The sequence below is a fragment of the Pseudomonas shirazensis genome, assembly GCF_050496565.1.
GTDB classification, from domain to species: Bacteria; Pseudomonadota; Gammaproteobacteria; order Pseudomonadales; family Pseudomonadaceae; genus Aquipseudomonas; species Aquipseudomonas shirazensis_A.
Genome location: NZ_JBNWAE010000018.1, coordinates 56438 through 80019 on the forward strand (window position 1 = coordinate 56438; position 23582 = coordinate 80019).

General features: G+C 63.2%; 22 protein-coding genes, 2 pseudogenes and 2 riboswitches. Of the genes and pseudogenes, 11 read left to right on the forward strand and 13 right to left on the reverse strand.

Going from position 1 to position 23582, the window contains the following annotated elements; all coding sequences use genetic code 11:
• Nucleotides 1–184: 184 nt before the first annotated feature.
• The 3 genes and pseudogenes from ACQZ2L_RS21650 to ACQZ2L_RS21660 form a co-directional block, all read left to right on the forward strand.
• Nucleotides 185–1204 carry a LacI family DNA-binding transcriptional regulator gene (locus tag ACQZ2L_RS21650; RefSeq protein WP_430327789.1) on the forward strand — a complete coding sequence of 340 codons (1020 nt, stop codon included), beginning with the start codon at nucleotides 185–187 and terminating at the stop codon, nucleotides 1202–1204.
• Between the two features lie 159 nt (nucleotides 1205–1363).
• Nucleotides 1364–2080: pseudogene (locus tag ACQZ2L_RS21655) on the forward strand (PAS domain-containing protein); the annotation flags it as partial.
• 108 nt (nucleotides 2081–2188) lie between these two features.
• Nucleotides 2189–2617: pseudogene (locus ACQZ2L_RS21660) on the forward strand (methyl-accepting chemotaxis protein); the annotation flags it as partial.
• On the opposite strand, the gene ACQZ2L_RS21665 reads toward ACQZ2L_RS21660, so the two are convergent.
• The 7 genes from ACQZ2L_RS21665 to ACQZ2L_RS21695 all read right to left on the reverse strand — a co-directional run bounded on the left by ACQZ2L_RS21665 (nucleotide 2592) and on the right by ACQZ2L_RS21695 (nucleotide 9082).
• The gene (locus tag ACQZ2L_RS21665) at nucleotides 2592–5849 is read right to left on the reverse strand and encodes a transporter substrate-binding domain-containing protein (RefSeq protein ID WP_430327790.1); all 3258 of its coding nucleotides are present in this window, start codon (nucleotides 5847–5849) and stop codon (nucleotides 2592–2594) included. The pseudogene ACQZ2L_RS21660 and the gene ACQZ2L_RS21665 overlap by 26 nt on opposite strands.
• An 11-nt stretch (nucleotides 5850–5860) precedes the next feature.
• Entirely contained in the window at nucleotides 5861–6475 is a 615-nt protein-coding gene (locus tag ACQZ2L_RS21670) for a response regulator (protein WP_430327791.1), read from the reverse strand.
• A 227-nt stretch (nucleotides 6476–6702) separates the two neighbouring features.
• Nucleotides 6703–6945 (reverse strand): DUF1272 domain-containing protein, encoded by a 243-nt coding sequence (locus ACQZ2L_RS21675; protein ID WP_430327792.1) that lies wholly within the window; start codon nucleotides 6943–6945, stop codon nucleotides 6703–6705.
• 61 nt (nucleotides 6946–7006) lie between these two features.
• The gene (gene cobM / locus ACQZ2L_RS21680; RefSeq protein ID WP_430327793.1) at nucleotides 7007–7762 is read right to left on the reverse strand and encodes a precorrin-4 C(11)-methyltransferase; all 756 of its coding nucleotides are present in this window, start codon (nucleotides 7760–7762) and stop codon (nucleotides 7007–7009) included.
• Between the two features lie 30 nt (nucleotides 7763–7792).
• Complete coding sequence (locus tag ACQZ2L_RS21685; RefSeq protein ID WP_430327794.1) at nucleotides 7793–8197, reverse strand: cobalamin biosynthesis protein; 405 nt, start codon at nucleotides 8195–8197, stop codon at nucleotides 7793–7795.
• Nucleotides 8197–8886 carry a CbtA family protein gene (locus ACQZ2L_RS21690; RefSeq protein ID WP_430327795.1) on the reverse strand — a complete coding sequence of 230 codons (690 nt, stop codon included), beginning with the start codon at nucleotides 8884–8886 and terminating at the stop codon, nucleotides 8197–8199. The genes ACQZ2L_RS21685 and ACQZ2L_RS21690 overlap by 1 nt, the downstream gene beginning before the upstream one ends.
• 10 nt (nucleotides 8887–8896) lie before the next feature.
• A complete protein-coding gene (locus ACQZ2L_RS21695; RefSeq protein ID WP_430327796.1) occupies nucleotides 8897–9082 on the reverse strand; it encodes a CbtB domain-containing protein in 186 nt (61 codons plus the stop codon).
• Nucleotides 9083–9182: 100 nt separating this feature from the next.
• Nucleotides 9183–9405: riboswitch (cobalamin riboswitch) on the reverse strand.
• Between the two features lie 116 nt (nucleotides 9406–9521).
• Nucleotides 9522–9718: riboswitch (cobalamin riboswitch) on the forward strand.
• Between the two features lie 102 nt (nucleotides 9719–9820).
• Here ACQZ2L_RS21695 and cobW point away from each other — a divergent pair.
• From cobW to ACQZ2L_RS21715, 4 genes are read left to right on the forward strand one after another with little or no spacing between them, the layout of a single operon-like run.
• Nucleotides 9821–10888, forward strand: coding sequence for a cobalamin biosynthesis protein CobW (gene cobW / locus ACQZ2L_RS21700; protein ID WP_430327797.1), 1068 nt, complete (start codon nucleotides 9821–9823; stop codon nucleotides 10886–10888).
• Nucleotides 10889–10891: 3 nt separating this feature from the next.
• The gene (gene cobN / locus ACQZ2L_RS21705; RefSeq protein ID WP_430327798.1) at nucleotides 10892–14653 is read left to right on the forward strand and encodes a cobaltochelatase subunit CobN; all 3762 of its coding nucleotides are present in this window, start codon (nucleotides 10892–10894) and stop codon (nucleotides 14651–14653) included.
• A 1-nt stretch (nucleotide 14654) separates the two neighbouring features.
• Nucleotides 14655–15671, forward strand: a complete 1017-nt coding sequence (locus ACQZ2L_RS21710) for an ATP-binding protein (protein WP_430327799.1) — start codon at nucleotides 14655–14657, stop codon at nucleotides 15669–15671.
• A gap of 53 nt (nucleotides 15672–15724) precedes the next feature.
• Nucleotides 15725–16339 carry a vWA domain-containing protein gene (locus ACQZ2L_RS21715; protein WP_430327830.1) on the forward strand — a complete coding sequence of 205 codons (615 nt, stop codon included), beginning with the start codon at nucleotides 15725–15727 and terminating at the stop codon, nucleotides 16337–16339.
• Nucleotides 16340–16464: 125 nt separating this feature from the next.
• Here the strand turns inward: ACQZ2L_RS21715 and ACQZ2L_RS21720 are convergent, their stop codons facing one another.
• Nucleotides 16465–16731, reverse strand: a complete 267-nt coding sequence (locus tag ACQZ2L_RS21720) for a hypothetical protein (RefSeq protein WP_430327800.1) — start codon at nucleotides 16729–16731, stop codon at nucleotides 16465–16467.
• A 332-nt stretch (nucleotides 16732–17063) separates the two neighbouring features.
• Between ACQZ2L_RS21720 and ACQZ2L_RS21725 the strand changes: the two genes are divergently transcribed.
• Nucleotides 17064–18389, forward strand: coding sequence for a sigma 54-interacting transcriptional regulator (locus tag ACQZ2L_RS21725; RefSeq protein ID WP_430327801.1), 1326 nt, complete (start codon nucleotides 17064–17066; stop codon nucleotides 18387–18389).
• Nucleotides 18390–18440: 51 nt separating this feature from the next.
• Here ACQZ2L_RS21725 and alkB read toward each other — a convergent pair whose 3' ends face one another.
• Nucleotides 18441–19085: a DNA oxidative demethylase AlkB gene (gene alkB, locus ACQZ2L_RS21730; RefSeq protein WP_430327831.1), complete on the reverse strand. Its 645-nt coding sequence runs from the start codon at nucleotides 19083–19085 to the stop codon at nucleotides 18441–18443.
• Between the two features lie 201 nt (nucleotides 19086–19286).
• On the opposite strand from alkB, the gene ACQZ2L_RS21735 reads away from it, so the two are divergent.
• Nucleotides 19287–19517, forward strand: coding sequence for a hypothetical protein (locus tag ACQZ2L_RS21735; RefSeq protein ID WP_430327802.1), 231 nt, complete (start codon nucleotides 19287–19289; stop codon nucleotides 19515–19517).
• Between the two features lie 100 nt (nucleotides 19518–19617).
• Here ACQZ2L_RS21735 and ACQZ2L_RS21740 read toward each other — a convergent pair whose 3' ends face one another.
• Nucleotides 19618–19752, reverse strand: coding sequence for a hypothetical protein (locus tag ACQZ2L_RS21740; protein ID WP_256585737.1), 135 nt, complete (start codon nucleotides 19750–19752; stop codon nucleotides 19618–19620).
• Nucleotides 19753–19876: 124 nt separating this feature from the next.
• Here ACQZ2L_RS21740 and ACQZ2L_RS21745 point away from each other — a divergent pair, with 124 nt between their 5' ends.
• A complete protein-coding gene (locus ACQZ2L_RS21745) occupies nucleotides 19877–20377 on the forward strand; it encodes a methylated-DNA--[protein]-cysteine S-methyltransferase (RefSeq protein ID WP_430327803.1) in 501 nt (166 codons plus the stop codon).
• On the opposite strand, the gene ACQZ2L_RS21750 is transcribed toward ACQZ2L_RS21745, so the two are convergent.
• Nucleotides 20374–21123, reverse strand: coding sequence for a carbon-nitrogen hydrolase family protein (locus ACQZ2L_RS21750; RefSeq protein ID WP_430327804.1), 750 nt, complete (start codon nucleotides 21121–21123; stop codon nucleotides 20374–20376). The genes ACQZ2L_RS21745 and ACQZ2L_RS21750 overlap by 4 nt on opposite strands.
• 221 nt (nucleotides 21124–21344) lie before the next feature.
• On the opposite strand from ACQZ2L_RS21750, the gene ACQZ2L_RS21755 reads away from it, so the two are divergent.
• Nucleotides 21345–22040: a metallophosphoesterase gene (locus ACQZ2L_RS21755; RefSeq protein WP_430327805.1), complete on the forward strand. Its 696-nt coding sequence runs from the start codon at nucleotides 21345–21347 to the stop codon at nucleotides 22038–22040.
• On the opposite strand, the gene ACQZ2L_RS21760 is transcribed toward ACQZ2L_RS21755, so the two are convergent.
• Both ACQZ2L_RS21760 and ACQZ2L_RS21765 read right to left on the reverse strand, forming a co-directional pair.
• Nucleotides 22018–22638 carry a LysE family translocator gene (locus tag ACQZ2L_RS21760; RefSeq protein ID WP_430327806.1) on the reverse strand — a complete coding sequence of 207 codons (621 nt, stop codon included), beginning with the start codon at nucleotides 22636–22638 and terminating at the stop codon, nucleotides 22018–22020. The two genes, ACQZ2L_RS21755 and ACQZ2L_RS21760, sit on opposite strands and share 23 nt — an antisense overlap.
• A gap of 73 nt (nucleotides 22639–22711) precedes the next feature.
• Complete coding sequence (locus ACQZ2L_RS21765; protein WP_430327807.1) at nucleotides 22712–23530, reverse strand: AraC family transcriptional regulator; 819 nt, start codon at nucleotides 23528–23530, stop codon at nucleotides 22712–22714.
• Nucleotides 23531–23582: the final 52 nt, after the last annotated feature.

A 23582-nucleotide genomic window follows, 5' to 3' on the forward strand; every position in this document is an offset into this window, starting at 1 on the left:
AGCGCTGTCTCGACATGGACGTCGGTGTGTGGGCGCCACCCTCCCGGATGTTATTGGTCTTGTCTAACGCAGTATGGTCGCTCGACGCAGGGCAACTGATAAAGATTACATTGCCTGTGTCCTGGGACAGCGCTACCTTAGTTGCCGTTCCCCACCCTTGGCAAGTAGTAAAATTACAACACCCATGTCTCGTACCGGCTCCCGCACTACTGGTCGTCCCACCCTGGCAGAAGTCGCCAGGCTCTCCGGCGTTTCACCGATAACGGCCTCGCGGGCGTTGCGCGGGGTCGCCACCGTGGCCCCCGATCTAGTGGAAAAAGTACTCGCTGCCGCGGCTGCCCTGGGTTACATCGCCAACCCGGCAGCCCGCGCCCTGGCCTCGGCGCGCAGCCATTCGGTGGTGGTATTGATCCCGTCACTGTCCAACCAGCTGTTCATCGATACCCTCGAAGCGATCCACGCAGTGATGCGTCCGCGCGGTCTCGAAGTGCTGATCGGCAACTATCATTACGACGTCGATGAAGAAGAGAACCTGATCCGCAACTACCTCGCCTATCAGCCCTGTGGCGTACTGCTGACCGGCTTTGATCGCACCGAAGGTTCGCGCCATTTGCTCGCGGCCAGCCGAGTGCCCTGTGTGCACATGATGGAGCTGGGGGAGCGGGCGGATGCGGTGTCGGTGGGGTTTTCCCAGCAGCAGGCCGGTTACGCAGCCGCGCGCCATTTGATCGAGCGCGGTCGGCGCCGCCTGGCGTTCATTGCCGCGCAGCTCGACCCGCGGGTGATGCAGCGCGCCGCAGGCTTTCGCCAGGCGTTGCTCGAGGCCGGATTGCAAGCGCCCGAACTTGAGCTACTGGCCGCACAGCCCTCGTCAATTGGTCTTGGCGGTGAACTGTTCAGCCGCTTGATGGCACAGGCACCGGAAGTCGACGGGGTGTTCTTCTGTAACGATGACCTCGCTCAGGGCGCAGTCCTGCAGGCTCTGCGCCAAGGCATCGCGGTGCCGCAACGAGTGGCCATGGTCGGCTTCAACGACCTGCCAGGTTCTGCGCACATGGTGCCGCCTCTGACCTCGATCCGGACCCCGCGTGCTGCCGTTGGTCGGGCCGCGGCGCAAGCACTGCTGGCGATGCTCGATGGCAAGCGGGTGGGCGCCACGCGTCAGGATCTGGGCTTTGAGCTGATGGTTCGGGAAAGCACCTGAAGCGGCTGATTCCAAGGTGATATCAGCGGCCTTGCGCCGCTTCGCCGGCGATCTATGCTGAGGGCACCCCGTCCATGCAAGGAGCCCGGCGTCATGTTCGATTACCATCGCAAATCCGATATCGTCGAAATCCAGCGCTGTCATCAGGCCTTGGTGGGGATGGAGGCCAGACTGGCCGCGATCAGTCGGTCGATGGCCATGATCGAGTTCACCGGCGACGGTACTATCATTGCCGCCAACGATAAATTCTGCCAGGCATTGGGCTATAGCGCCCAGGAAATCGCGGGCAAGCATCACCGCCTGTTCTGCGATCCGGAGTACGCAAAAAGCCCGGCCTACCAGCAATTGTGGCAAGCGCTGGGCAGAGGCGAGGCCATCAGCGGTACCTTCGAGCGCGTAGACAAGGCTGGCCGCGAGGTCTGGCTGCAAGCCAGTTACATGCCCGTGCTGGATGAACAACAGCGCGTCACCAGTGTGATCAAGGTCGCCTCTGACATTACTCAGCGAATCCACGACGAGCACGAAAGCGAAGCCCTGCTGCAGGCGATCGGCCGATCCATGGCAGTGATCGAATTCACACCACAGGGGAGGGTGCTGACTGCCAATGCCAACTTCCTGCAAACCATGGGCTACCGGCTCGAAGAAGTGGTGGGCCGTCATCATGGACTGTTCTGCCTCGCCCATGAGCGTGAGTCGGCTGAATACCGCGAGTTCTGGGCGTCGCTTAACCGCGGTGAGTACCATTCGCACCGTTTCGAGCGAATCAACAAGCAAGGCCAGGTTGTCTACCTGGAGGCTTCATACAACCCGATCTTCGATAACAAGGGCCGGTTGGTCAAAGTGGTCAAGTTCGCCAGCGACATCACCGCCCAGGTCAGCACTCAGCAAAGCGCCGCCGATGCTGCCCACGCCAGCTCGGTGCAGACTGACGCCTGCGCGCGCAAAGGCAGCGAGGTGGTGCAGCAGACCGTGCAGGTGATCGAACAAATCTCTCAGGAGCTGAGCGACGCTGCGCGGACCATCGATGCCGTGAGCAAGCAGTCTGAGATCATCGGCCAGATTGTATTGACCATTCGCGGCATTGCCGACCAGACCAACCTGCTTGCGCTCAACGCCGCAATCGAAGCGGCGCGCGCCGGTGAGCACGGCCGTGGTTTCGCTGTGGTAGCCGATGAAGTGCGTAATCTGGCTGCGCGCACCAGCAAGGCCACCCTGGAAATCGTCGATGTGGTCAGGCAGAACCACGACTTGTCATTGACTGCGGTCGCCAGCATGCAATCGAGCTTGTCGCACACCGGCCGAGGTGTGCAATTGGTCAACGAGGCGGGCACGGTCATTCTGGAGATCCAGCAAGGCTCGCGGCATGTGGTCGATGCAATCGGTCAGATCAGTTCGACTCTGCAATTGCATTGAGCCCTGCGCGCAGTTCACCTTGCAACGTGTGCAGGCTTGCCTGCAACTGCTGCCGGGCGGCTGCGCTGGGTTGGTCTGCGGCCAGGGCCTGCTCGAGGGTCTCGCAGTCGCGCACGACCCCGCGCACCTTGAGCATTTTCGCGCCGCCCTTGATCCGATGAGCAAGGTCGCGTAGCGCAGCGCTCGGCGGGTTTGCGCCCAATGCGTGCAGGGCGGCGAGGTCTTCAGCGGCACTGCGTGCCAGTTGCTCGAGCAGACGTCTGATCAGCTGCTCGTCACCTTGGGTCAAGTTGCGCAACTGCTCGATGTCGAACCCGCTTGGGCGCGGACTCGGCGGATTCAAAGCGCGGCGCGGCAGGTGCGCCTTGAGGGTATGCAGCCCGATCGGCTTGAACAGACAGTCGTTCATGCCGCTGTCCAGGCAGCGGGCGCGCTCCTCGGCCTGTGCGTTGGCGGTGACGCCGATGATGGTGCAGGCAGGCTGACCACTTGCGCGCTCCAGCGCGCGAATGCTGCGGCTGAGCTCATGGCCATCCATGACCGGCATGCTGCAGTCGGTGATAACCAGATCGAACTCGCCGGCTTGCCAGCTGGTCAGGGCCAGTTGGCCGTTTTCAGCCAACGTCACCTGATGACCCAGGCTGCTCAGTTGTTTGTCGAGCAACAGCAGGTTGGCCGGGTAGTCGTCGACCACCAGAATGCGCAGAGGTTGGCCGGGTTGCTGCTGGGTGGCCTCGCTGGTCTGCGGCTGCGATGCAGGCGTTGCGCTGGGCAGCGCCAGGCTGACCTCGACGCGTGTGCCCAGGCCCTCGACGCTTTGCAGGTCCAGCGTGCCGCCCATCAGTTGGGCCAGGCTGCGACTGATCACCAGGCCCAGCCCTGCACCTTGCTGGGCGCGTGGGCCGTCGACCTGGGCAAAGCTGTTGAACAGGCGCGCCTGGTTGACGGGGTTGATACCCACGCCACTGTCTTGCACGCATAGGCTCAGTTGCAGCAGCTCTGCCGAGGCCGGCGCGCAGGTGAGGCTGACGAGGATCTCGCCGCGGTCGGTGAACTTGATCGCATTGCTCAGAAGATTGGCCAGGACCTGCTTGAAACGCAGCGGATCGACCAGCACCCAGAGTGGCTGCTCAGGCAGCTCGCTGCGCAGTTGCAGGCGTTTGATCCGGGCATTGCCGTCAAATACGCGCAAGCTGGCACGGACCAGCTCGATCAGATCGGTCGGCACCGGTGTCAGGGTCATGTGGCCAGCTTCGATGCGCGAGATGTCGAGGATGTCGCCAATCAGCTCAAGTAGACCAATCGCTGAATCGTGGGCAGTCTGCAAGGTCAGTGGGTCGCTGCGAGCGCCATCTTCCAGGGCCAGCTCCAGCAAGCCGATAACCGCGTTCATTGGCGTGCGAATCTCGTGGCTCATGGTGGCCAGGAAGGTGCTTTTAGCCTGACTGGCCTGCTCGGCAGCGTCCTTGGCCTGGCGTAGCTGCTCAAGCAGGCCTCGACTGAGGAGCAGTTGCGCCTGCAACGCCCGTTGGGCCTCGGTGCGCTGCTGGATCAGCTTGCGCAGGTAGGTGTTCCAGAACACGACACCGGCCAGCAGCACGCCGCCGAGAACCAGCACCTGCAAGGCCAGGCTGCGATAATTGCGCCATGGGCTGTCACTGACCAGGGTGGTGTTGCGCCATCGGTTGACCAGTTGATCCAATTCGTCGGGCGGTATGCTCAGCAGCGCCTTGTCGATAATCGCATGCAGCTCCGGCTGATTGGCAGCCATGGCAAAGGCCGCCAGCGCCGGTTCCTCGCCAAACAAGGCGGCAATGCGCAGGCGATTCTTGAACACATGATCTATGTAGTAGCGCGCATTGATATGGCTGCTCAAGGCGACTTCTGCTTCACCGTTGGCCACCGCTTCCATCAGCCCCAGTGGTGAATCGACTTCCACCAGCTTGGCCTGTGGATGTTGGCGCTGCACCAGTGCACCCAGCGGAGAGCCACGCACCACTGCGATCCGGCGGTTGTCGATCAATGCCGCCGGAGTGCTGCCGGGGTTGCCGGCGCGGGTGACCAGCACCCGCGGACTGACCAGGTAGGGGCGAGTGAAGCGCAAACGTGCCGCGCGCTCGCTGCCGTAACCGATCGCGCCGATCATTTGCGCCTCGCCCCGCAGCAGTTGGTCAACCATCTCCTGGACGGCATCCACTTCGCTGATCTGAAAATCCAGCCCGGTGCGCAAGCTGATCTGCTTGAGCAGATCAAGGGCGACCCCGCTGGGGCGTTGCTCGGCGTCGTTGAAGGTCAGCGGCGCCAGGGACGGCGTGACCAGCACCTGGACGCTGCGGTTATGTTCGATCCAGTGTTGTTCGGCAGGGGTCAGCGGGGTGTTAAGGCGCTGGAGCAGGAGGCTGGTGTTGCCGCTGCTCCAGCGACGCAGAATGTTCAGCCGCTCGCTGTCGCTGATGCGGTTCAGGGCTTGGTTGAGCAACCTGAGCAGGCGCGAGTTGTCGCGGCGCGTCGCGAAGGCGAACGAGCCGCCGGGCAGCGCCGAGAAATGGTCGATGCGCACCTGGCCTTGGTAGCTCTTGCCGATCAGGTAGTCGGTGCTGATGGCGTCGCCCAGGTAGACGTCGGCGTCGCCCATGGCGACCGCAGACAAGCCGCTCAAGGTCGAGCGATAAAGTTGCAGCTGCGCCTGCGGATACTGGGCCTTGACCGAACTGGCCGGCAGGTAATGGTCGACCATCGCCAGCCGCAGCCCGGCCAGGTCATCGCCATGGCGCAGGGCCTGGTCCTGTCGAGCGACGATCACCGGCAGGTCGTCTGCATAGGCCTGGCTCAAGGTAAGCTCGGCATTGCTGGCTTCGGTTGCGTTGGAGCTGCCGAGCAGATCGATTTGCCCGTCCTGCAAGGCTTTGATGGCCTGTTCGCGGCTGTCAAAACGCTGCACTTGAACGGCTATGCCCAACTGCTCGCCGATCAAACCGGCATAATCAGCATTGAGCCCTTCATGATCGGCGGGGGTGATGTTGATCTCAAACGGCAGGTAATCCGGCCCTGAACTGCCGAGTAGCAGTACCTTGCGCTGGTTGAGCCACTCGCGGTCATCGACGGCCAGCTCCAGTGGGGCTGCAGCACTGGTCGAGCGCGCCAGCAACTGCCGTGGCTGACTGTCAGCGAGCACGGCCGCAGGCACGCCGCTCAGGCTGATCAGGAGTAGCAGTGCGCGCAGGCCGTTCATGGCGTAAGGCTTCAGTTGACGCTGTTGCGCTTGGCCAGATCGACCATTTCCACCAGCGACTCCGACTTGAGCTTCTCCATGATGCGTCCGCGGTAGGTGCTGATGGTCTTGGCGCTAAGGTTCATTGACTCGCCAATAGCCTTGTTGTTCTCGCCCCGAGCAAGCCTGCGCAGCACCTCCATCTCGCGGTTGGACAGGCTGTTCAGCCGGGCGTTTTCGGACTCCAGCGAGTTGCTGTTGACCGACATCTGCGGAAAGGTCGAGTAGCCCTTCATCAGTGCCTTGAGGGCGAATACCACCGACTCGATGTCCTCGTTCTTGTTGACGAAAGCACCAATCCCGGCGTCCAGGCAACGCCTGACGTAGAGGTCGGCAGGTTGCCCGGTCAGAGCCATAATCTTGGGTGGTGGGTCCAGCAGCTGCAGGCGCTTGATCACCTCCATGCCGTCCAGCTCGGGCAGGCCGATGTCGACGATGACCACCTGCGGAGAGAGTTTGCGGGCCAGTTCCACGGCTTGCTTACCGTCTTCGGCGGTGCCAATGACGCGAAAACGTTCGCGCTCAAGCAGCATGCGTACGGCCGTTAGAACGATTGGGTGGTCATCGACCAGCAGCACGGTTGTCATCGCTAGCTCCTGTGGTGAAGAGGGTCCGTTGCCTGAATCACACAGGAACGTGCCTGAGGGGTGATCCGCAAACCCCAGGCAGCGCGCAAGATACGTCGATTCTCAGTCCATGGTAATGCCGAGTATAGGCGTGATGAATAAACCAGGTGATTCTGAGGAAAATTCCTACAAAAACCCCGGTAACAATCCGGATGCGGCAGGCCTTACCGGCCTGCAGGCGGTAGGAATCAGGCGCAGGGCGCGTGGTCTTTGATGACGCGCTGAGTGGAGGCGGGGTTGTTACTCAGTGCGTCACCAACGCGGGTCGGCCGGCTTTGCAGCTGACCCGCGCAGTTCGGGCAGCGTCCATGCAGACGTTGTTCGGCACAGCTACGGCAATACGTGCATTCGAACGAGCAGATCATTGCATCCAGGCTGTCGCCGGGCAGCTCGACCGCGCAGCATTCACAGTTGGGGCGTAGTTCCAGCATGGGTGGTGCTCCGATAGCGACAAGGTTGGTCGAGTCTGCTCCGCGCTGGCGGCGCTGGCAATCAGCTGTTGCCGGGGCGATACAGGTGAGCGTGGCCGGCCCGGTACAGAGCCGATTCAGCGAATGGCGTATCCCCTAATACATGGCCGACAAGGATCAACGCGGTTCGGCGAAAATCCCGTGCGCTGGTCAGTTCGACGATATCCGCCAGCGTGCCTTTGACCCAGTCCTGATCAGGCCAGGTGGCGCGATGGATGACCGCAACCGGGCAGTCAGCGCCGTAATGCGGCAGCAGCTCTGCAACGATCCGTGGCAGGTGCGTGACGCCGAGGTGGATCGCCAGGGTGCTGCCATGTTGGGCCAGATCGCCGAGTTGTTCGCCGGCGGGCATCGGCGAGCTGTCGCCGTAACGGGTGAGGATCACCGTTTGGGCGATGCCCGGCAGCGTCAGCTCACAGCCTAGCAGCGCAGCGCTGGCGGCAGTCGCGGTGACCCCGGGGATGATCTGGTAGTCGATGCCCAGCTCGCGCAGGTGACGGATCTGCTCGCCGATGGCGCCGTACAGGCTAGGGTCACCACTGTGCACCCGCGCGACATCGTGGCCCATCGCGTGTGCGCTGCGCATGGCGTCGATGATCTGCTCAAGGTGCAGTTCGGCGCTGTTGATGACAGTTTCGGCGCTGTGACCCTCGAGCACGGCGGCAGGGACCAGCGAGCCCGCGTAGATGATCACCGGGCACTGCCGGATCAGGCGCTGGCCTTTGACCGTGATCAGTTCCGGATCGCCCGGGCCGGCGCCGATGAAGTAGACCGTCATGGCAAATCCTTGCAAATAAAATGGAGGCGATTATCCAGCACTGGCGAGGGCGAGGGTAGCGCCCGCCAACGTTAGCCGGGTGAGCACCAGCCGCGCGCTGCCGTGAGTATGCGCGGCCAGGGCCAGGGCGGTGCTTTCGGCTACGCCCCAGCAGCCGCTGTGGGCGAAGGCTGTAGCCGAACGCCGGCTCAGTTGCGGGGCAAACCGTTGCAACTGCTCGGCGCAAAAAAAACGCAGCGGCAGTTGCAGGCTAGCGGCCAGCTCATGCAGGCCAGTTTCATTGGCTTTCAAATCGATACTGGCGATGCCCTGCAATGCCTGCACGGGTAAGCCCAAGCTGGCGAGGCCCTGTTGCAACAGCGCTTCAAGATCGTCGGCCGGGCAGCCTTTGCGGCAGCCAAAGCCGACGTACACGGCGGGTAGCGGGTCAGCCATCAGGCCTGCTGCGAACGGCGGAACAGCCACGCACTGAGCAGGCCAAGCGCGACCCAGAAGGCGGCGTTGGTCAGCCACGAGGCGATCTTGAACTGGGTTGCCAGAGCCTCAGGCGCGAGGCTTTCATGCACGCTTGGCTGCGGCGCGCCGATCACGTGTGGCAGCGCCAACAGCAGTACGCCGACGACCTTCAGCAGCCAGTGCTGGGCAAATACGATCAGGCCCAGGCCGACCGCGGTGGCGGCCGCGGTGCCGATCCACCAGGTCTGACGTTGACCAAGGTCGGCCGCTGCAGTGCCCGGCAGCTCGGCCGGCAAACCCAAGGTTGGCGCCAGGCAGAACACGGCAAAGCCGGCCAGGCCCCACAACGCTCCGGTGGCGACCCGGTTGGGCTCGCGCAGGCTGTACAGCGCTGCCAGCATCAGGGCAAAGCCGACCGCGACCACCAGGTTGCCGCCGGTGGTGGCCAGCACGCGCTGCCAGCCGTCCTCAGGCGCCCAGGCTTCGGCGCTGTGTTCGTGGGCAGCAACGGCGCTTTCGCCATGCTCATGCTGGGCAGTCGGGGCGGGGCTCTCGAAGGTTTCAGCTTCGAGGATCAACGGGCTGATCCAGAAGCTTTGCAGCAGGGTCAGCAGCAGGGCGGCGAGCAGGCCGCTGAACCCGGCAGTGCGGGCAATACGCGTAATCATGCGAGGCTACTCAGTGGCAGGGGAAGGCAGCGCTGTGGCGCGTATCGTGGGCTGCGTTGTGCACCGCCTCGATGTGCGAGAAACCGGCGAAGTACACCAGGCACAGGCCAACCAGGCTGGCGCCGACGGCGACGAGCAGACGTTGACTGAGGCTGACGGGGGTGGCGATGCTGGATTTGGCGCTGGTGATGGGCATGACGCATTCCTCTGCTTGTTATAGGCAGGGGGCAAGCGCACCAGCCCCGGGCGTGGATGGCCCAGGGCAAATGCGACAGCGCCCGCCCACCGCGGGGTGTTTATATTCGACTACGCAGGCCGGTCTCCGGGCTCACGAGGAGGAGCAGGGCTCCTTGAAAAGCGTCACCTTCCCATGCCCTACAGCCTGGCACAGTGGTCAAGACACTTCGCTCGCTTACCGTTGCGGGGGCAGCACCGGAGTAGTCGGGCTCTCTATTGAGGCCAGCGACGCACCGGTTTCCCGTTTCACCCCATAGGGGCACCTGAACGCAAGGCGCTAGCAAACCATGCCGCAGCGGCGCGCTGCAAGTGACAAGTGCACGGCAGCGTGCATTCAGCCGCCTATATAAGGCAGATGACAGCCCCTCAAGCCGCTTGCAGCTTGCCGCCGGGGTGCGTAGCCTTGTCTGCTTCGAGGTTCTCCGGCATGTCCGGAGCTAAGACGGGAACGCGGTCAAGCCGCGGCTGCCCCCGCAACTGTAAGCACTGATCAGGATCGACACAGCCACTGCGCCTTGCGCGGGAAGGCGTCATCCAACCGGCCCGGCGCCGGTGCGGTGCAAGCCAGGAGACCTGCCTCGAGATGATTTCGACTTTAATCCGGGCGGGGTGATCCGGAGGCGAACAAGCCCGGCTGTGACAGCCTGCGGCGCTCGTCCTGCATGCCCGCGCCATTCTGCCAAGGGCACACGCATCCATGAAAACACTGGCCAAACTCCCCGTCACCATCGTCACCGGCTTCCTCGGTTCGGGCAAAACCACGTTGCTGCGGCACATGCTCGACAACGCCCAGGGCAGGCGCATCGCGGTGATCGTCAACGAGTTCGGCGAGCTCGGTATAGACGGCGAAATCCTCAAACAATGCACCATCGGCTGCACCGAAGAAGAGGCCTACGGGCGGGTCTTCGAGCTGGCCAACGGCTGCCTGTGCTGCACCGTGCAGGAAGAGTTCTTCCCGGTCATGCGCGAGCTTGTTGCGCGTCGCGGTGATCTCGACCACATCCTCATCGAAACCAGCGGCCTGGCCTTGCCCAAACCGCTGGTGCAAGCCTTCCAGTGGCCAGAAATCCGCAACGCCTGCACGGTCGATGCGGTGATCACCGTGGTCGACAGCCCGGCAGTGGCTGCAGGCACCTTCGCAGCGTTCCCTGACCAGGTCGATGCCCAGCGCAAGCTCGACCCGAACCTGGATCATGAGTCGCCGCTGCACGAACTGTTTGCCGACCAGTTGGCCAGCGCTGACCTGGTGGTATTGAACAAGGCCGACCTGATCGACGCCGAAGGCCTGGCCAAGGTCCGCGCTGAAGTGTCCGAGGAGCTGCCGCCGGCGGTCAAGGTCATCGAAGCCAGCAGCGGCCGCCTGCCGCTGGACGTGCTGCTCGGTCTGGGCGCCGAATCGGAAGCACATATCGATGGCCGCCGTACTCATCACGACAGCCATCATGACGACGATGATCATGACGATCACGACCATGATGCCTTCGACTCTATCTCGCTGGACTTGCCGGAGGCCGATGAGCGCTTGCTGCTGGCGGCCCTCAACCAGCTGGTGGTGGAGTTTGGCATCCTGCGCGTGAAAGGCTTCGCGGCCATCCCGGGCAAGCCGATGCGTCTGCTGATTCAGGGCGTGGGCACCCGTTTCGACAAGCATTTCGACCGCGCCTGGGGCGCTGACGAAGCGCGCATCACGCGGCTGGTGCTGATCGGCCAGGAGCTTGACGCCAGCCAGCTCGAAGCGCGCCTGCGTCAGGCTCTGGAAGGCTGATCCATGCACCTGTTGCGCACCCAGCCCGGTGGTTTTGTACCAGACGACAGTATTGCCGACCTGGGCCAGACTGCCGCCGAGCTGGTCATTCTGTGCAGCGGTGACTCGCACCTGGCGCTGCTCGCCGAAACCGCCGAGCAGCTGCCTGGCGACTACCCCAGCGTGCGCCTGGCCAACCCGATGCAGGTGCAGAACCATGCCTCGGTCGACCTTTATGTCGACCAGGTGCTGCGCCACGCCAAGTTGATCCTGATATCGCTGCATGGTGGCGTCGGCTACTGGCGCTATGGCATCGAGCAATTGGTCGAGCTGGCGGCGCGCGGGGTCCAGGTGATCATGGTCCCGGGCGATGATCGCCCCGACCCGGAGCTCACCGGCCTGAGCACAGTCAGCAGCGAGCAGGCCGAGCGCCTCTGGCACTACCTGCGCCAGGGCGGCAAGGCCAACGCGCTGAACCTGTTCAACTGCGTGGGCAACCTGTGGTTCCAGCGCGACTACGCCTGGCAGGAGCCGGAAGCGCTGGCCCGTACCGTGGTTTACCACCCAGCCATGGCCAGTGCGCAGTTGCCGGACTGGTACGCCGACTGGGACCCTGCGCTGCCGGTGGCGCCGCTGCTGTTCTACCGCTCGCACCTGCAGGCGGCCAACACCGCGTTTATCGACGTGTTCTGTCAGCGTCTGCAGTTGGCGGGGCTCAACCCTTTGCCGATCGCTGTAGCCAGCCTCAAGGAGCGGGCCTGTCTCGATCAGGTGGAAGCGTGGATGGATGAGGTCGAAGCCGAGGTAGTGATCAACACCACCGGCTTTGCCTTGTCCAGCCCCGAGCGCCCCAATGCGCGGCCGCTGCGCCGGGACGTGCCAGTGTTGCAGGCGATCTGCGCGCAGGACAACCAACTGGGCTGGGAAACCAGCGAGCAGGGCCTCGGCGCCCGTGACCTGGCCATGCACATCGTGTTGCCGGAGCTGGACGGGCGGATCATCACCCGGCCGGTCAGCTTCAAGGACCTGGCCTGGCGCAGTGAGCGCAGCCAGGCGGATGTGGTGTGCTATCGCGCCCACCCGGAACGCATGGACTTCGTCGCTGAACTGGCCCGGCGCTGGGTCGCGATGGCGCGCTTGCCGAACGGGCAAAAGCGCGTGGCGCTGATCCTCGCCAACTACCCGACCCGCGATGGCCGGATTGGTAACGGTGTTGGTCTGGACACGCCGGGTGCGGCCTTGAACATCCTTGAGGCGATGCGCGCTGCGGGTTATCCGCTGGACGAGCTGCCGGCCACCGGCACCGCGCTGATCCAGCACTTGCTCGGCGGCGTGACCAACGACCTCGACAATCTCGATCAGCGCCCGTGTGCGCAGAGCCTCAGCCTTGCCGACTACCATGCCGCGTTCGCTCGGTTGCCGGCAGACAACCAGGCCGCCGTGCTCGCCCGTTGGGGCGCCCCTGAGACGGATCCGATGTGCCGCAGCGGCCGCATGATGGTCGCGGGCCTGCACTTTGGGCAGATCTTCGTCGGTATCCAGCCGGCGCGCGGTTATCAGGTCGATCACAGTGCGGTCTACCACGACCCGGATCTGGTTCCGCCGCATGGCTACCTGGCATTTCATTTCTGGCTGCGCCACGCTTATGCAGCCGACGCGGTCATTCATGTCGGCAAGCATGGCAACCTCGAGTGGTTGCCGGGCAAGGGTGTCGGTTTGTCGGCGCAGTGCTGGCCCGACGCGCTGCTGGGGCCGATGCCGAACATCTATCCGTTTATCGTCAACGACCCGGGCGAGGGCGCCCAGGCCAAACGCCGCACCCAGGCGGTGATCATCGACCACCTGATGCCGCCGCTGACCCGCGCCGAGAGTTACGGCCCGCTGCGCGACCTCGAACAGCTGGCCGATGAATACTACGAAGCCCAGCTGCTTGATCCGCGCCGTGCGCAAGAGCTGCAGCGCGACATCCTGGCGCTGGTCAAGGCCAACCATATCGACCGAGAGCTGCAGCTTGAAGGTCAGCTGGATGATGCTGCCGTGTGGTTGCCGCGCCTCGATACTTATTTGTGCGACTTGAAAGAGTCGCAGATTCGCGATGGTTTGCACGTGTTCGGCCAATCGCCGCAAGGCCGCCTGCGCAGCGATACGCTGCTGGCGTTGCTGCGGGTCGAGCGCGCTGACGGCAAAGGCGGCAACGCCAGCCTTATTCGTGCTCTGGGCAAAGCCTTCGAACTCGGCTTCGACCCACTCGACTGCGACCTCGGCCAGCCTTGGCAAGGGCCCCGGCCGGCCATGTTGCAGGCGTTGGACAAGGCCGCCTGGCGCACCCACGGCGATACGCGTGAGCGCCTGGAGCAACTGGCGCTGACGTTGATCGAGCAAACGCTGGCCGGCAGCTTGGAGCTGCCCACCGAACAACAATGGCAGGGCGTGGCCCAGGTGCTTGAAGAACTGCTCTCGGTTGTCGCGCCAAACCTCGACAGCTGCGGCGGCGCCGAGCTGGAGGGCCTGCTCGCAGCACTGGCTGGGCGCTTCGTCGCGGCAGGCCCCAGTGGCGCGCCGAGCCGCGGCCGGCTTGATGTGCTGCCGACTGGGCGCAACTTCTATACCGTCGATGTGCGAAACCTGCCCACCACCACTGCGTGGCGACTGGGCTTTGCCTCGGCCAACCTGATCCTTGAGCGGCATTTGCAGGATCACGGCGACCACCTGCGCCAACTCGGCTTGTCGGTCTGGGGCACTGCGACAATGCGCACCGGTGGCGATGACATCGCCCAGGCAATGGCCTTGATGGGCGTGCGCCCGGTGTGGGCCACCGGCAGCCAGCGCGTCGACGACTTCGAGATCCTGCCGGTGAGCCTGCTCGATCGGCCAAGGGTTGACGTCACCCTGCGTGTGTCAGGGTTCTTCCGTGATGCATTCGGTAATCTGATCCGGCTGTTCGACGCCGCCGTGCAGGCGGTGGCAGCACTGGACGAGCCAGATCACCTCAACCCGCTGGCGGCTCGCGTGCGGGCTGAGCGTCAGGCCCTGATCGAGCAAGGCATCGAAGCCGAGCAGGCTGCGCGCCAGGCTGGTTGGCGGGTGTTCGGCGCCAAGCCCGGTGCCTATGGAGCCGGGGTGCAGAACGCCATTGACGGCCGTTTGTGGCAGGACCGCAAGGACCTGGCCGAGGTCTACCTCAATTACGGCGGCTACGCTTACGGTGCCAGTGACGAGGGTACCCCCGCGCGGGCCCAGTTCGCCACGCGGCTTGGCCAGGTGCAGGCAGTGCTGCAGAATCAGGACAACCACGAGCACGACCTGCTCGATTCCAACGATTATTACCAGTTCCAGGGCGGCATGCTGGCCGCGGCCGAGACCTTGCACGGCGAGGCGGTAGCGAGCTATCACGGCGATCACAGCCAAGTCGACCGACCACGCATCCGCACGCTCAAGGAAGAGCTCAACCGGGTTATCCGTGCGCGGGCGCTGAACCCCAAGTGGATCGACGGCGCCAAGCGCCACGGCTACAAAGGCGCGTTCGAGCTGGCAGCGACGGTCGACAATCTGTTCGCCTTCGACGCCACCACGCACCTGATCGACGACCATCATTATCAGGCGCTGGCCGAGGCCTATGTGCTTGACCCGGCGACCCGTGAATTCATGCGCGAGCACAACCCCGAGGCCCTGCGCGACCTGACCGAGCGCTTGCTGGAGGCCCAGCAGCGCGGCCTTTGGGAAGAACCCGGCAGTTACCGTGAAGCCCTTGAGGAGCAGTTGCTCGAAGGTGAGGAAGACCATTGAAATGACTGAACCGATGCAGTTTCCACTGGCCGCTGTGGTCGGCGCCGACGCGCTCAAGCTGGCGTTGTGCCTGACCGCAATCGACCCAAAGATCGGCGGCGTGCTGATCGAAGGCCCGCGCGGTATGGCCAAGAGTACCCTGGCCCGTGGCCTGGCAGACCTGCTCGGCAGCGCCGAGCAGCAGCCACCCTTCGTTACCTTGCCGCTGGGCGCTACCGAAGAGCGTCTGGTCGGCACGCTGGACCTCGACGCCGCGCTGGGCCAGGGCAAAGCGCAGTTTTCCCCTGGGGTGCTGGCCCACGCCGATGGCGGCGTGCTGTATGTCGACGAAGTCAACCTGCTGCCCGATCCGCTGGTTGACCTGCTGCTGGACGTCGCCGCCAGCGGCACCAACCGCATCGAGCGTGACGGCATCTCTCATCGTCATTCGGCGCGGTTCGTCTTGATCGGCACGATGAACCCGGAGGAGGGCGAACTGCGCCCGCAACTGCTTGATCGCTTCGGCCTGAACGTGTCGCTGGACGAGTTGCCCGAGCCGCAGGCACGCCAGCAGATCATCCGCCGGCGCCTGGCCTTCGACAGCGATCCGCAAGGCTTCTGCGCCGAGTGGGCCGGTGCCCAGCAGGACCTGCGCGAGCGCTGCCAGGCAGCGCGCGCGTGCCTGGAACAGATTGCGCTGGATGACCAGGCGCTGGCCTGGATCACCGAACGCTGTTTTGCTGCCGGTGTCGATGGCCTGCGCGCTGATCTGGTCTGGCTGCGAGCTGCCCGTGCTCACGCTGCCTGGCGCGGCAGCAAGCACATCGATGAAGAAGACATTACCGCCGTGGCCGAGTTTGCCTTGCGCCATCGCCGCCGCGAAGCCCCAGCCCAGCAACCGCCAAGCCCAGCGCCGGCGCAGTCGCCAGCCAGCAGCACTGCCAGCGCGGGGCAGGGCGGCGACAGTGGTGCACTGCCAGCCCAACCGATTGCAGCCGGGCCGCGGCGTGAGGTACCAAACTGGGCAAAAAAGCCCTGAGCATCCGTCAGCAAGGTGTGTCCGCGGCGGATGCCAAGCCCCGGCCAGGCAGCTTGCGCGGTGAGGCGCGTGGACAGGCGCGCAAGGCCGGTGCCGGGCGTGTCGCCTGGCCGGCGACGCTGCTCAAAGGCCGGCCAAGGCAGCGTGGTGATTTGTGCTGGCAGCAGCGTCTGGGCCAACCGACAGAGCTGTGGCTGGTGATTGTCGATGCCTCGGCGTCAACCCGCCGTCATCAGGCGCTTGCCCAGACCAAGGGCGTGCTTGCCGAGCTGTTCGATCAAGCCTATCGCCAACGCGCACGTCTGGCCCTGCTGACTGCCAGTGGCCGTTCGGCCCAGTGGCAGCGGCATGGGCTGAAAGCTTCGGCGGCGCTGCAGCCCTGGTTGCAGGCCCTCGGCGCGGGTGGCGGCACGCCGCTGATCAGCGCGCTGGAGCAAGCTCGGCAATGGCTGCAGGCACGACACCAGCGTCATCCGCAGGAGGTCCAGCGTTGCCTGGTGTTTACCGATGGTCGCCTGCAACGCTGGGGCGCGCTACAGCCGATGCCCTGCACGACCTGGTTGATCGACATGGAATTGGCGCCAGTGCGAGTCGGTAAAGGCAGAATGCTAGCGCAGCAATTGCAGGCCGAGTATCAGCATATCGAGCACTTCAAGCGGCTGCCCTGATATATAAAGGCTGCACAAATGGCGGCTGCGACAGGATGTCGCGCTAATCAGAGAGTTGCCATCAAGGCACACTGCGAGTTGCCAAAAGTGCGCGCCAGGCACGCACTTTTGGCATGAACAAATGCTTACTTGGGCATTGACCAAGGTTGCAAGTCATAACCCTTCTGACACAGGTCGGCGCGCACTTCCTCGATCAGGCTGGCCCATTGCGCCGGGTCTGAATAAATACGCGAGGAAACTTGCTTGCTGCCGATACGGGTGTTGGTCCGGTCGATCACTGCCAGGCTCAGTTCACCAGTACCGTTGGGTGCATCCCAGGCAACGCACTGGAAGGGTTCGAAGGCGTGGTCGGCGATCAGCAGTGCTTCGTTGACACGGAGCGGGGCATTCATGGTTCGGTCTCTCTATGGTCCCAAACAGCGAAAGTAAGTCCGCGCTGTATCAAAGGTGCCAAGGTCAGTAGCGCGGGGTTATGGATACTGATGCTCGCTGAGTAGGATGAAGTCACAGCCTTGACGAATTTTTTTTGCAAATAGTCCAATCCGCGCAGGTGCCCGGCTCAGACGGCAACAATTTGTAAAAGCCAGCGTGTAGCGGAGTTTCCGGCGGGCATTCGGCAGACCAACGGTACTGGGTAAGTTGGAGTTCGTTGCTACTGTTAATTCGGGCGCTGCAACGTACTGTTTCTACTTAAAAAACCAACAATTGGCGCCAAGGAACGGTCATGCTTGAAGCTGCAGCGCAACGTCGATTGTTGATCGTCGACCCGTGCGACGACTGCCACCGTCTGTTACCGGGCCTGCGCGGTGCCGGTTGGGACGTGCACAGCTGTACCCTGGCGGCGGCGCTTGAGCACCCTTGCGATGTAGGTGTATTGCGCCTGCAAGCGGCGCACCTGCAGGCGCCCGATGCGGTCAAGGACATGATCAAGCGCAGCAACACCGAATGGATCGCCGTGCTCAATGCCGAGCAACTGCGCGCGCAGAACGTTGGCGACTTTGTCTGCGAGTGGTTTTTTGACTTTCATACCTTGCCGTTTGACGTGTCCCGGGTGCAGGTGACCCTCGGCCGCGCCTTCGGCATGGCCCGCCTGCGTGGCAAGGGCGCAGTGCAGGTGGACAAGCCCGAGCATGAACTGCTGGGTGACAGCCGGCCGATACGCGAGCTGCGCAAGCTGCTGGGCAAGTTGGCGCCGACCGAGTCGCCAGTACTCATTCGCGGCGAGAGCGGTACCGGTAAGGAGCTTGTGGCGCGGACCCTGCACCGTCAGTCGCAGCGGCACGATAGGCCGTTTATCGCCATCAACTGCGGGGCGATCCCTGAGCATCTGATCCAGTCCGAGCTGTTTGGCCACGAGAAGGGTGCATTCACCGGCGCGCACCAGCGTAAGGTCGGGCGCATTGAGGCAGCCAACGGTGGGACCCTGTTCCTCGATGAAATTGGCGATCTACCGCTTGAGCTGCAGGCCAATCTGCTGCGTTTTTTGCAGGAAAAGCACATCGAGCGTGTTGGCGGCGATCAACTGATCCCGGTTGATGTGCGGGTATTGGCCGCTACCCATGTGGACCTTGAGCAAGCCATCGAGCGCGGCAAGTTTCGCGAAGACCTGTATTACCGGCTCAACGTGCTGCAGGTGGTCACGGCGCCGCTGCGCGATAGGCACGGTGATCTGTCGATGCTGGCCAGCCATTTTGCCCAGTTTTACAGCTTGGAAACCGGGCGCAGGCCGCGCTCGTTCAGCGACAGTGCGTTGGCCGCGATGGGTCGGCACGAGTGGCCGGGCAATGTGCGCGAGCTGGCCAATCGGGTCCGACGTGGGCTGGTGCTCGCCGAGGGCCGGCAGATCGAGGCGCAGGATCTGGGTTTGCAGGTGCTGGTCCCCGAGGAACAGCCTCTGGCGACGCTGGAGGATTACAAGCACCGTGCTGAGCGCCAGGCCTTGTGCGATGTGCTCAACCGGCATTCGGATAATCTGAGTATCGCCGCCAAGGTGCTGGGCATCTCTCGACCCACCTTCTATCGACTCCTGCACAAACACCAGATCCGTTGATTGGGACGTGCAATTGCTTTGCTGCTGCCCTTGAACATTGAGCTCGGCCAGTCAACCCGCCCGGCGCAGGGTGAGGTTGATCCGGCGTGCGCCCATCCGTGGGTGGGTGCCGGGCTTGATCGGCATTACCCCGTGGAAGCGCAGGCGATCTTCGCCGCCCCATACCAGTACGTCACCGTGATTGAGGGCGATGCGCTGGGTCGGATCCTTGCGTTGCATCCCACCGAACAGAAACACCGCCGGCAATCCTAGCGAGATGGACACGATGGGGTGGGCGAAGTCGTTTTCGTCGTGGTCCTGGTGCAGGCTCAGCTTGGTGTCGGCCAGGTAGTGGTTGATCAGGCAGGCGTCGGGTATGAAGTTATCAAACCCGGCGGTTTCAGCCGCGTTGCGGGCGAGCTGCAGGAAGCTCTCAGGCAGCGCTGGCCAGGGCTGTTGAGTGAGCGGATCGTGCGCGCTGTAGCGGTAACCTTGCTGGTCGCTGACCCAGCCAAGCGAGCCGCAATTGGTGAGGGCCACGGCCATGGCCTGGCCACCCGGGGTGCGCATGTGCCGAAACGGAGCTGAGCGCAGGATTGGCCGCAGGTCGTCCAGCAGAGTCTCGAGCTGAGGCAGGACGAAACCTGGAAGCAGGACCGTCTGCGCAGCTAAGCGCTGTGGGGATGGGCCGAACAGGTCGAGGTCGGACTGGATCATCTGGCTAAGGCTTGGCGTCGGTGGTTTGGGTTCAGGAGTACCTGGCGATGCAACCCATACTAACGGTAGGGTGCGCATCATGTCGCGCTGGTCCGCTCGGCGGAGTTCCTGCCAGACAACGGCAAGGCGTCTGCAAACGGGCTTCGGCAACTGGTCATCGCATTGGTATCGCTGGCGGGTGTCGTCAACGCGGAGATCCCGATGGTGAACGCTACCTGTCCGGGGAATGTGGAAGTTCGTGCCAACGAGGGCGGCCCGATCTTTATCAACGAGAAGGAGGCCACGCTCAAGAAATCCACTGACATCTTCGTCGAGGCCAAGGTCGACGGCATGACTGTGTCTTTGTCGATCGACCCTGATGGCAATCGGAGTATGTCCTTCACCGGCAAAGGCGGGGTGAATGGCATGTGTGAAATAGCCGAAGAAGATTAGATCGTGAGGGTTGCAACAAGGGTTCTCCAATCGCCCTTCGCACAACCTGATCTTCCTCAGCGCGAGCTATGCGCTCCAAACCAGCGGGTAGCAAAGGCCGTCAGCGCACTTCGCAGACCCACTTGTGATTGCACCGGTACGGGGTGCGTGTAAACCGAACCTGAACCAGACGGGTCAGCCCCTGCTGGGCCAGGACATCGGTGAGCTGGGTGAGTGTCTCTGCTTCGATAGTCATCGCTGTTACCTCTTCAGATTACTTTGCTCATGATTATCGACTGGCACACCCGCGCAACAATTCAATTTGATTAGCTCGGCATCGATTGCAGTAAGCTGTTGATTCTTTGCTCACGGTCAGCCTCATGCCCAGTTCATTCACGCTCATGCCGTCGCCCGTTGGCGTACTTACACTGGTCGCCCGCGATGACCGCCTGGCTGCGGTACTGTGGGAGCAGGAGCGAGCAAACCGGGTGCGTTTGGGTGAACTGCTGCGTGACGACGAGCATCCGCTGCTGCAGAAAACCGCGCAGCAGTTGGGTGAATATTTCGCCGGGCAGCGGCGCCGCTTCGAGCTTGAGCTGGACTTTGCCGGCACCGCGTTTCAGCGTGAGGTGTGGTCGGCGTTGCTGACCATCCCGTTTGGCGAAACCCGCAGCTACGGTGATATTGCCCGGCAGATCGGCAAGCCCAACGCTGTACGCGCAGTCGGCGCCGCCAATGGGCGCAACCCGCTGTCGATCATCGCGCCGTGTCACCGTGTGATTGGCGCCTCAGGCAGTCTGACCGGGTTTGCCGGCGGCTTGCAGGCCAAGCAGTTCTTGCTGGCCCTGGAAGGACGCCAGAGCCTGGCGCTGGATTTTTAACGGCCGCCAGGTAGCTTGGCCAACTCAATCACCGCAGCGCTGGCGCTGGTAGTGTCCAGCATGATCAAGCCTTCGCTGTGCTCATCCAGCGCTGCCAGCAGCCGGCCCTGGCTGTCCCAGGCTGCCGAGCAGCCGGCGCCAATAAAGTTGTCCGCCGGGCCTACACAATTGGCCAGCAAGACAGGCATGCTCAGCCGGCTGGCAACGGCGGGATAATGGGCAAAACCTTCACGGATGCCTTTGGCTGATTTGGCTACGCTGACCAGATACACCTCTGCGCCGTCTTCACGAGCCTGCATCGCGTGCTCAACAAACATCGACTCATAGCAGATCGCTGGAGCGACCCGCAGCTCACCTGCGGTGAACACCAACTGATTTTCGCCTGCGGTAAAGAAGTCCATTTCGTCGGCATGCAAGCGCTGTTTCGCGTACACCAGTGCAGGTTTCGCTGGGCGCAGAATCGGCATACCGATCTGCACGCCGCTTGCGGCCTGTAGCGGCAAGCCCAAGGCCACGCTCAATCCAAACTGGTCACACAGCGCTTGCACCGGCTCCAGCCAGACCGAGTCTCCGGTTTGCGCCAGCGCCTGGGCGAGGGCGGGCTCATAGCCGCTCAGGGATAACTCCGGAAACACCACCAACTGCGCGCCGGCACGGGCCGCCTGCTCGATGCAGCACAGGTGTCGACGCAGGTTGCCAGCCAGGTCACCCTTGAGCGCTGCCAGTTGTACTGCACACAGTTTCATGACCAACTCGTGGATGACGCCGCTGAAGCACCGAGGATACTATCGCAGCAACTATCCACGCCAGTGGGATCCACGGACGGAAATGAGATGAACCAGCGCGCAGCTATTCCCCCCGATTCACTGATCTGGCCCAGTGCCCAGCAAACCTGTTCGTACGAACCCACAACCTGTTGGGCTGTCTGAAATATTGCCTTGCGTCGTTTGCCAAAGGGGTAGTTGCAATGCAGCGTTTCCAACAGGTAGCCGCCAATCAGCGGGGCAGGGACCTGGCCGTTGGCGATATCCACGGTCATTTTCCACGTTTGCAGCAGTGCTTGGACGAGGTGGCATTCGATCCGCAGGTTGATCGCCTGTTCAGTGTCGGCGATCTGGTCGACCGCGGGCCGCACAGTGAACAGGCCCTGGAGTGGCTGGCGCAGCCTTGGTTTCATGCCGTGCAGGGCAACCACGAAGCGCTGGCGGTGAGTTACCTGTGCGGCGACCCACTGGATCTGGACATGTACCGCGCGGCAGGCGGCGGGTGGTTTCTGGATTTGCCCAGTGCTGAGCAGCAGCGCTATGCCAGTGTTTTCGTTACCCTGCCGCTGGCTCTGCAGGTCGCCACCGTAGACGGGCCGATCGGCCTGGTGCATGCCGACAGCCCGTTCAGCGACTGGGCACAATTGCGCACCAGCCTGCTGGGCGAAGATGATCGGCGTGTACGCGAGGTCTGCCAATGGTCACGGCGGCGTTTGCGCGAGGGTGATACGCACACGGTCGAGGGCTTGAGGGCGCTGCTGGTTGGTCATACAACGGTGCTGGAAGTGAAGCAGCTGGGCAATGTCTGGCACCTGGATACCGGCGGCTGGAGCAAGGGCCATTTCAGCCTGCTGGATATGCAGCGGCTGGTCCTGCTCAATCCCGCCACAAGTGAATGAGCACGGCGCTGGCGAGCAGAATCAGCAGTGCCCCTGAGGCACGTTCCAGCCATGGCAAGGCGTGGATGAAGCGGCTAAGCACGCGTCGGTTGCCAATGGCGCAGGCGACCAGCAGGTCCCACAGCAACACCACACCGAACATCCAGCTGGCATAGGCAAGTTTCCACCCGGTGCTGGTACTGGCGAGCATGCTTGCCAGGCTTGCGTAGAACAGCGCGTTCTTCGGGTTGAGAATGGCCGAAGCAAAGCCCATCAGCAGGCACCTCAACCAGCCTTGCGCGGCCTGCACGGGTTCGCTTTCGACCTCACCAAAGCTGCTTTCGCCGGCATGGCGCAGGAACAGTCCGCCGATGTACAGCAAGTAAGCGCAGCCTGCGATTTGCAGCGCGATAAACAGTGCACTGCCGTCCTTGAGCACCGATACCCCGGTAAACGCTGCACCGATAAACACGCCATTGGCCAGTGCGATACCCAGGCAGGCGCCGCTGGCTACCCGCCAGCCGGCTTTGATCGAGCTGCGCGCAACCAGAAAGAAGTCAGGGCCGGGTGACAGCAGCGCGAGGAAATGGGCGCTGGCGACTATCAGAAATTGCTCCATGGGTGGCACTACTCAGGCATTGAAGGCGCAATTCTGCGGCCCGCCCGGGATAGCGTATTGAACAATATTGCAGTCAGCGCATCAGGCGATAGCGCCCCGGCGTTGTGCCGGCATGCGCCTTGAATACCCGCTGAAAATGACTCTGATCGGCAAACCCCAGCTTATAGGCAACCTCTGCCAGCGGCTGGCCCTGGCGCAGGCATTGTCTCGCCTGGTTGATCCGCGCATTGAGCAAGTAGGCGTGCGGGGTCAGCCCGGTGGTCGCCTGGAAGGCGCGGATCAGCTGATAGCGACCAAGGCCGGCCTGCGCAGCGAGGGAGGCCAGGCTCAGTTCGGCCAACTCAGCCCGCTCGATGGCTGCAATGAGCTCAACAAGCGCGGCACCGCTCAGGGCCGGCTGCGGGGCTGCTGGGGAGGGTGCATACGCTGAGAAGTCGTGCTCGGCCATGAATTGCACCAGCGCAGCCTCTTTGTGCAGCGGCGCGGCGGCGGAAAACAGCAGCGTATTCAGCTGACAAAAGTGTCGATAGGCGTGCGGGCAGCGGCTGATTCTTGCCGGTCCGCCAAGGTCGCCTGCAACGACGCCGGCTTCTGCGCGCAACTGACTGAGCCACTGCGCATCGATGTGCACCATCTGATAACTCCACGCCTGCCCGGGCTCAGGGTTGCACGCATGCACGCGCTGCGCGGGCACCAGCACCAGAGCGCCCGGGCTCAAGCGATGCTGGCCTGCACCGGCACCGCTGAAACGGCTGAAACCGGCATCGACCGCGCCAATCGAGAAAGTCGGATGGCTGTGTGCCTTGTAACAGGCACGGCTATGGCAGGCGCGCCTGCTCTCGACGAAGGGCAACGCCGGGTCATGCCAGATTTCGCTGCTTGCGGTGTGCATCAGTGGGCTGCCTGGGTTGCCGTGCAGGCGGAGCAGTCTACCTGCTCGTTAC

Coding starts and splice junctions, on each gene's coding strand:
- ACQZ2L_RS21650 (WP_430327789.1), top strand. CDS start 185: ATGTCTCGTACCGGCTCCCGCACTACTGGTCGTCCCACCCTGGCAGAA.
- ACQZ2L_RS21665 (WP_430327790.1), bottom strand. CDS start 5,849: ATGAACGGCCTGCGCGCACTGCTACTCCTGATCAGCCTGAGCGGCGTG.
- ACQZ2L_RS21670 (WP_430327791.1), bottom strand. CDS start 6,475: ATGACAACCGTGCTGCTGGTCGATGACCACCCAATCGTTCTAACGGCC.
- ACQZ2L_RS21675 (WP_430327792.1), bottom strand. CDS start 6,945: ATGCTGGAACTACGCCCCAACTGTGAATGCTGCGCGGTCGAGCTGCCC.
- cobM (WP_430327793.1), bottom strand. CDS start 7,762: ATGACGGTCTACTTCATCGGCGCCGGCCCGGGCGATCCGGAACTGATC.
- ACQZ2L_RS21685 (WP_430327794.1), bottom strand. CDS start 8,197: ATGGCTGACCCGCTACCCGCCGTGTACGTCGGCTTTGGCTGCCGCAAA.
- ACQZ2L_RS21690 (WP_430327795.1), bottom strand. CDS start 8,886: ATGATTACGCGTATTGCCCGCACTGCCGGGTTCAGCGGCCTGCTCGCC.
- ACQZ2L_RS21695 (WP_430327796.1), bottom strand. CDS start 9,082: ATGCCCATCACCAGCGCCAAATCCAGCATCGCCACCCCCGTCAGCCTC.
- cobW (WP_430327797.1), top strand. CDS start 9,821: ATGAAAACACTGGCCAAACTCCCCGTCACCATCGTCACCGGCTTCCTC.
- cobN (WP_430327798.1), top strand. CDS start 10,892: ATGCACCTGTTGCGCACCCAGCCCGGTGGTTTTGTACCAGACGACAGT.
- ACQZ2L_RS21710 (WP_430327799.1), top strand. CDS start 14,655: ATGACTGAACCGATGCAGTTTCCACTGGCCGCTGTGGTCGGCGCCGAC.
- ACQZ2L_RS21720 (WP_430327800.1), bottom strand. CDS start 16,731: ATGAATGCCCCGCTCCGTGTCAACGAAGCACTGCTGATCGCCGACCAC.
- ACQZ2L_RS21725 (WP_430327801.1), top strand. CDS start 17,064: ATGCTTGAAGCTGCAGCGCAACGTCGATTGTTGATCGTCGACCCGTGC.
- alkB (WP_430327831.1), bottom strand. CDS start 19,085: ATGATCCAGTCCGACCTCGACCTGTTCGGCCCATCCCCACAGCGCTTA.
- ACQZ2L_RS21735 (WP_430327802.1), top strand. CDS start 19,287: ATGGTGAACGCTACCTGTCCGGGGAATGTGGAAGTTCGTGCCAACGAG.
- ACQZ2L_RS21740 (WP_256585737.1), bottom strand. CDS start 19,752: ATGACTATCGAAGCAGAGACACTCACCCAGCTCACCGATGTCCTGGCC.
- ACQZ2L_RS21745 (WP_430327803.1), top strand. CDS start 19,877: ATGCCCAGTTCATTCACGCTCATGCCGTCGCCCGTTGGCGTACTTACA.
- ACQZ2L_RS21750 (WP_430327804.1), bottom strand. CDS start 21,123: ATGAAACTGTGTGCAGTACAACTGGCAGCGCTCAAGGGTGACCTGGCT.
- ACQZ2L_RS21755 (WP_430327805.1), top strand. CDS start 21,345: ATGCAGCGTTTCCAACAGGTAGCCGCCAATCAGCGGGGCAGGGACCTG.
- ACQZ2L_RS21760 (WP_430327806.1), bottom strand. CDS start 22,638: ATGGAGCAATTTCTGATAGTCGCCAGCGCCCATTTCCTCGCGCTGCTG.
- ACQZ2L_RS21765 (WP_430327807.1), bottom strand. CDS start 23,530: ATGCACACCGCAAGCAGCGAAATCTGGCATGACCCGGCGTTGCCCTTC.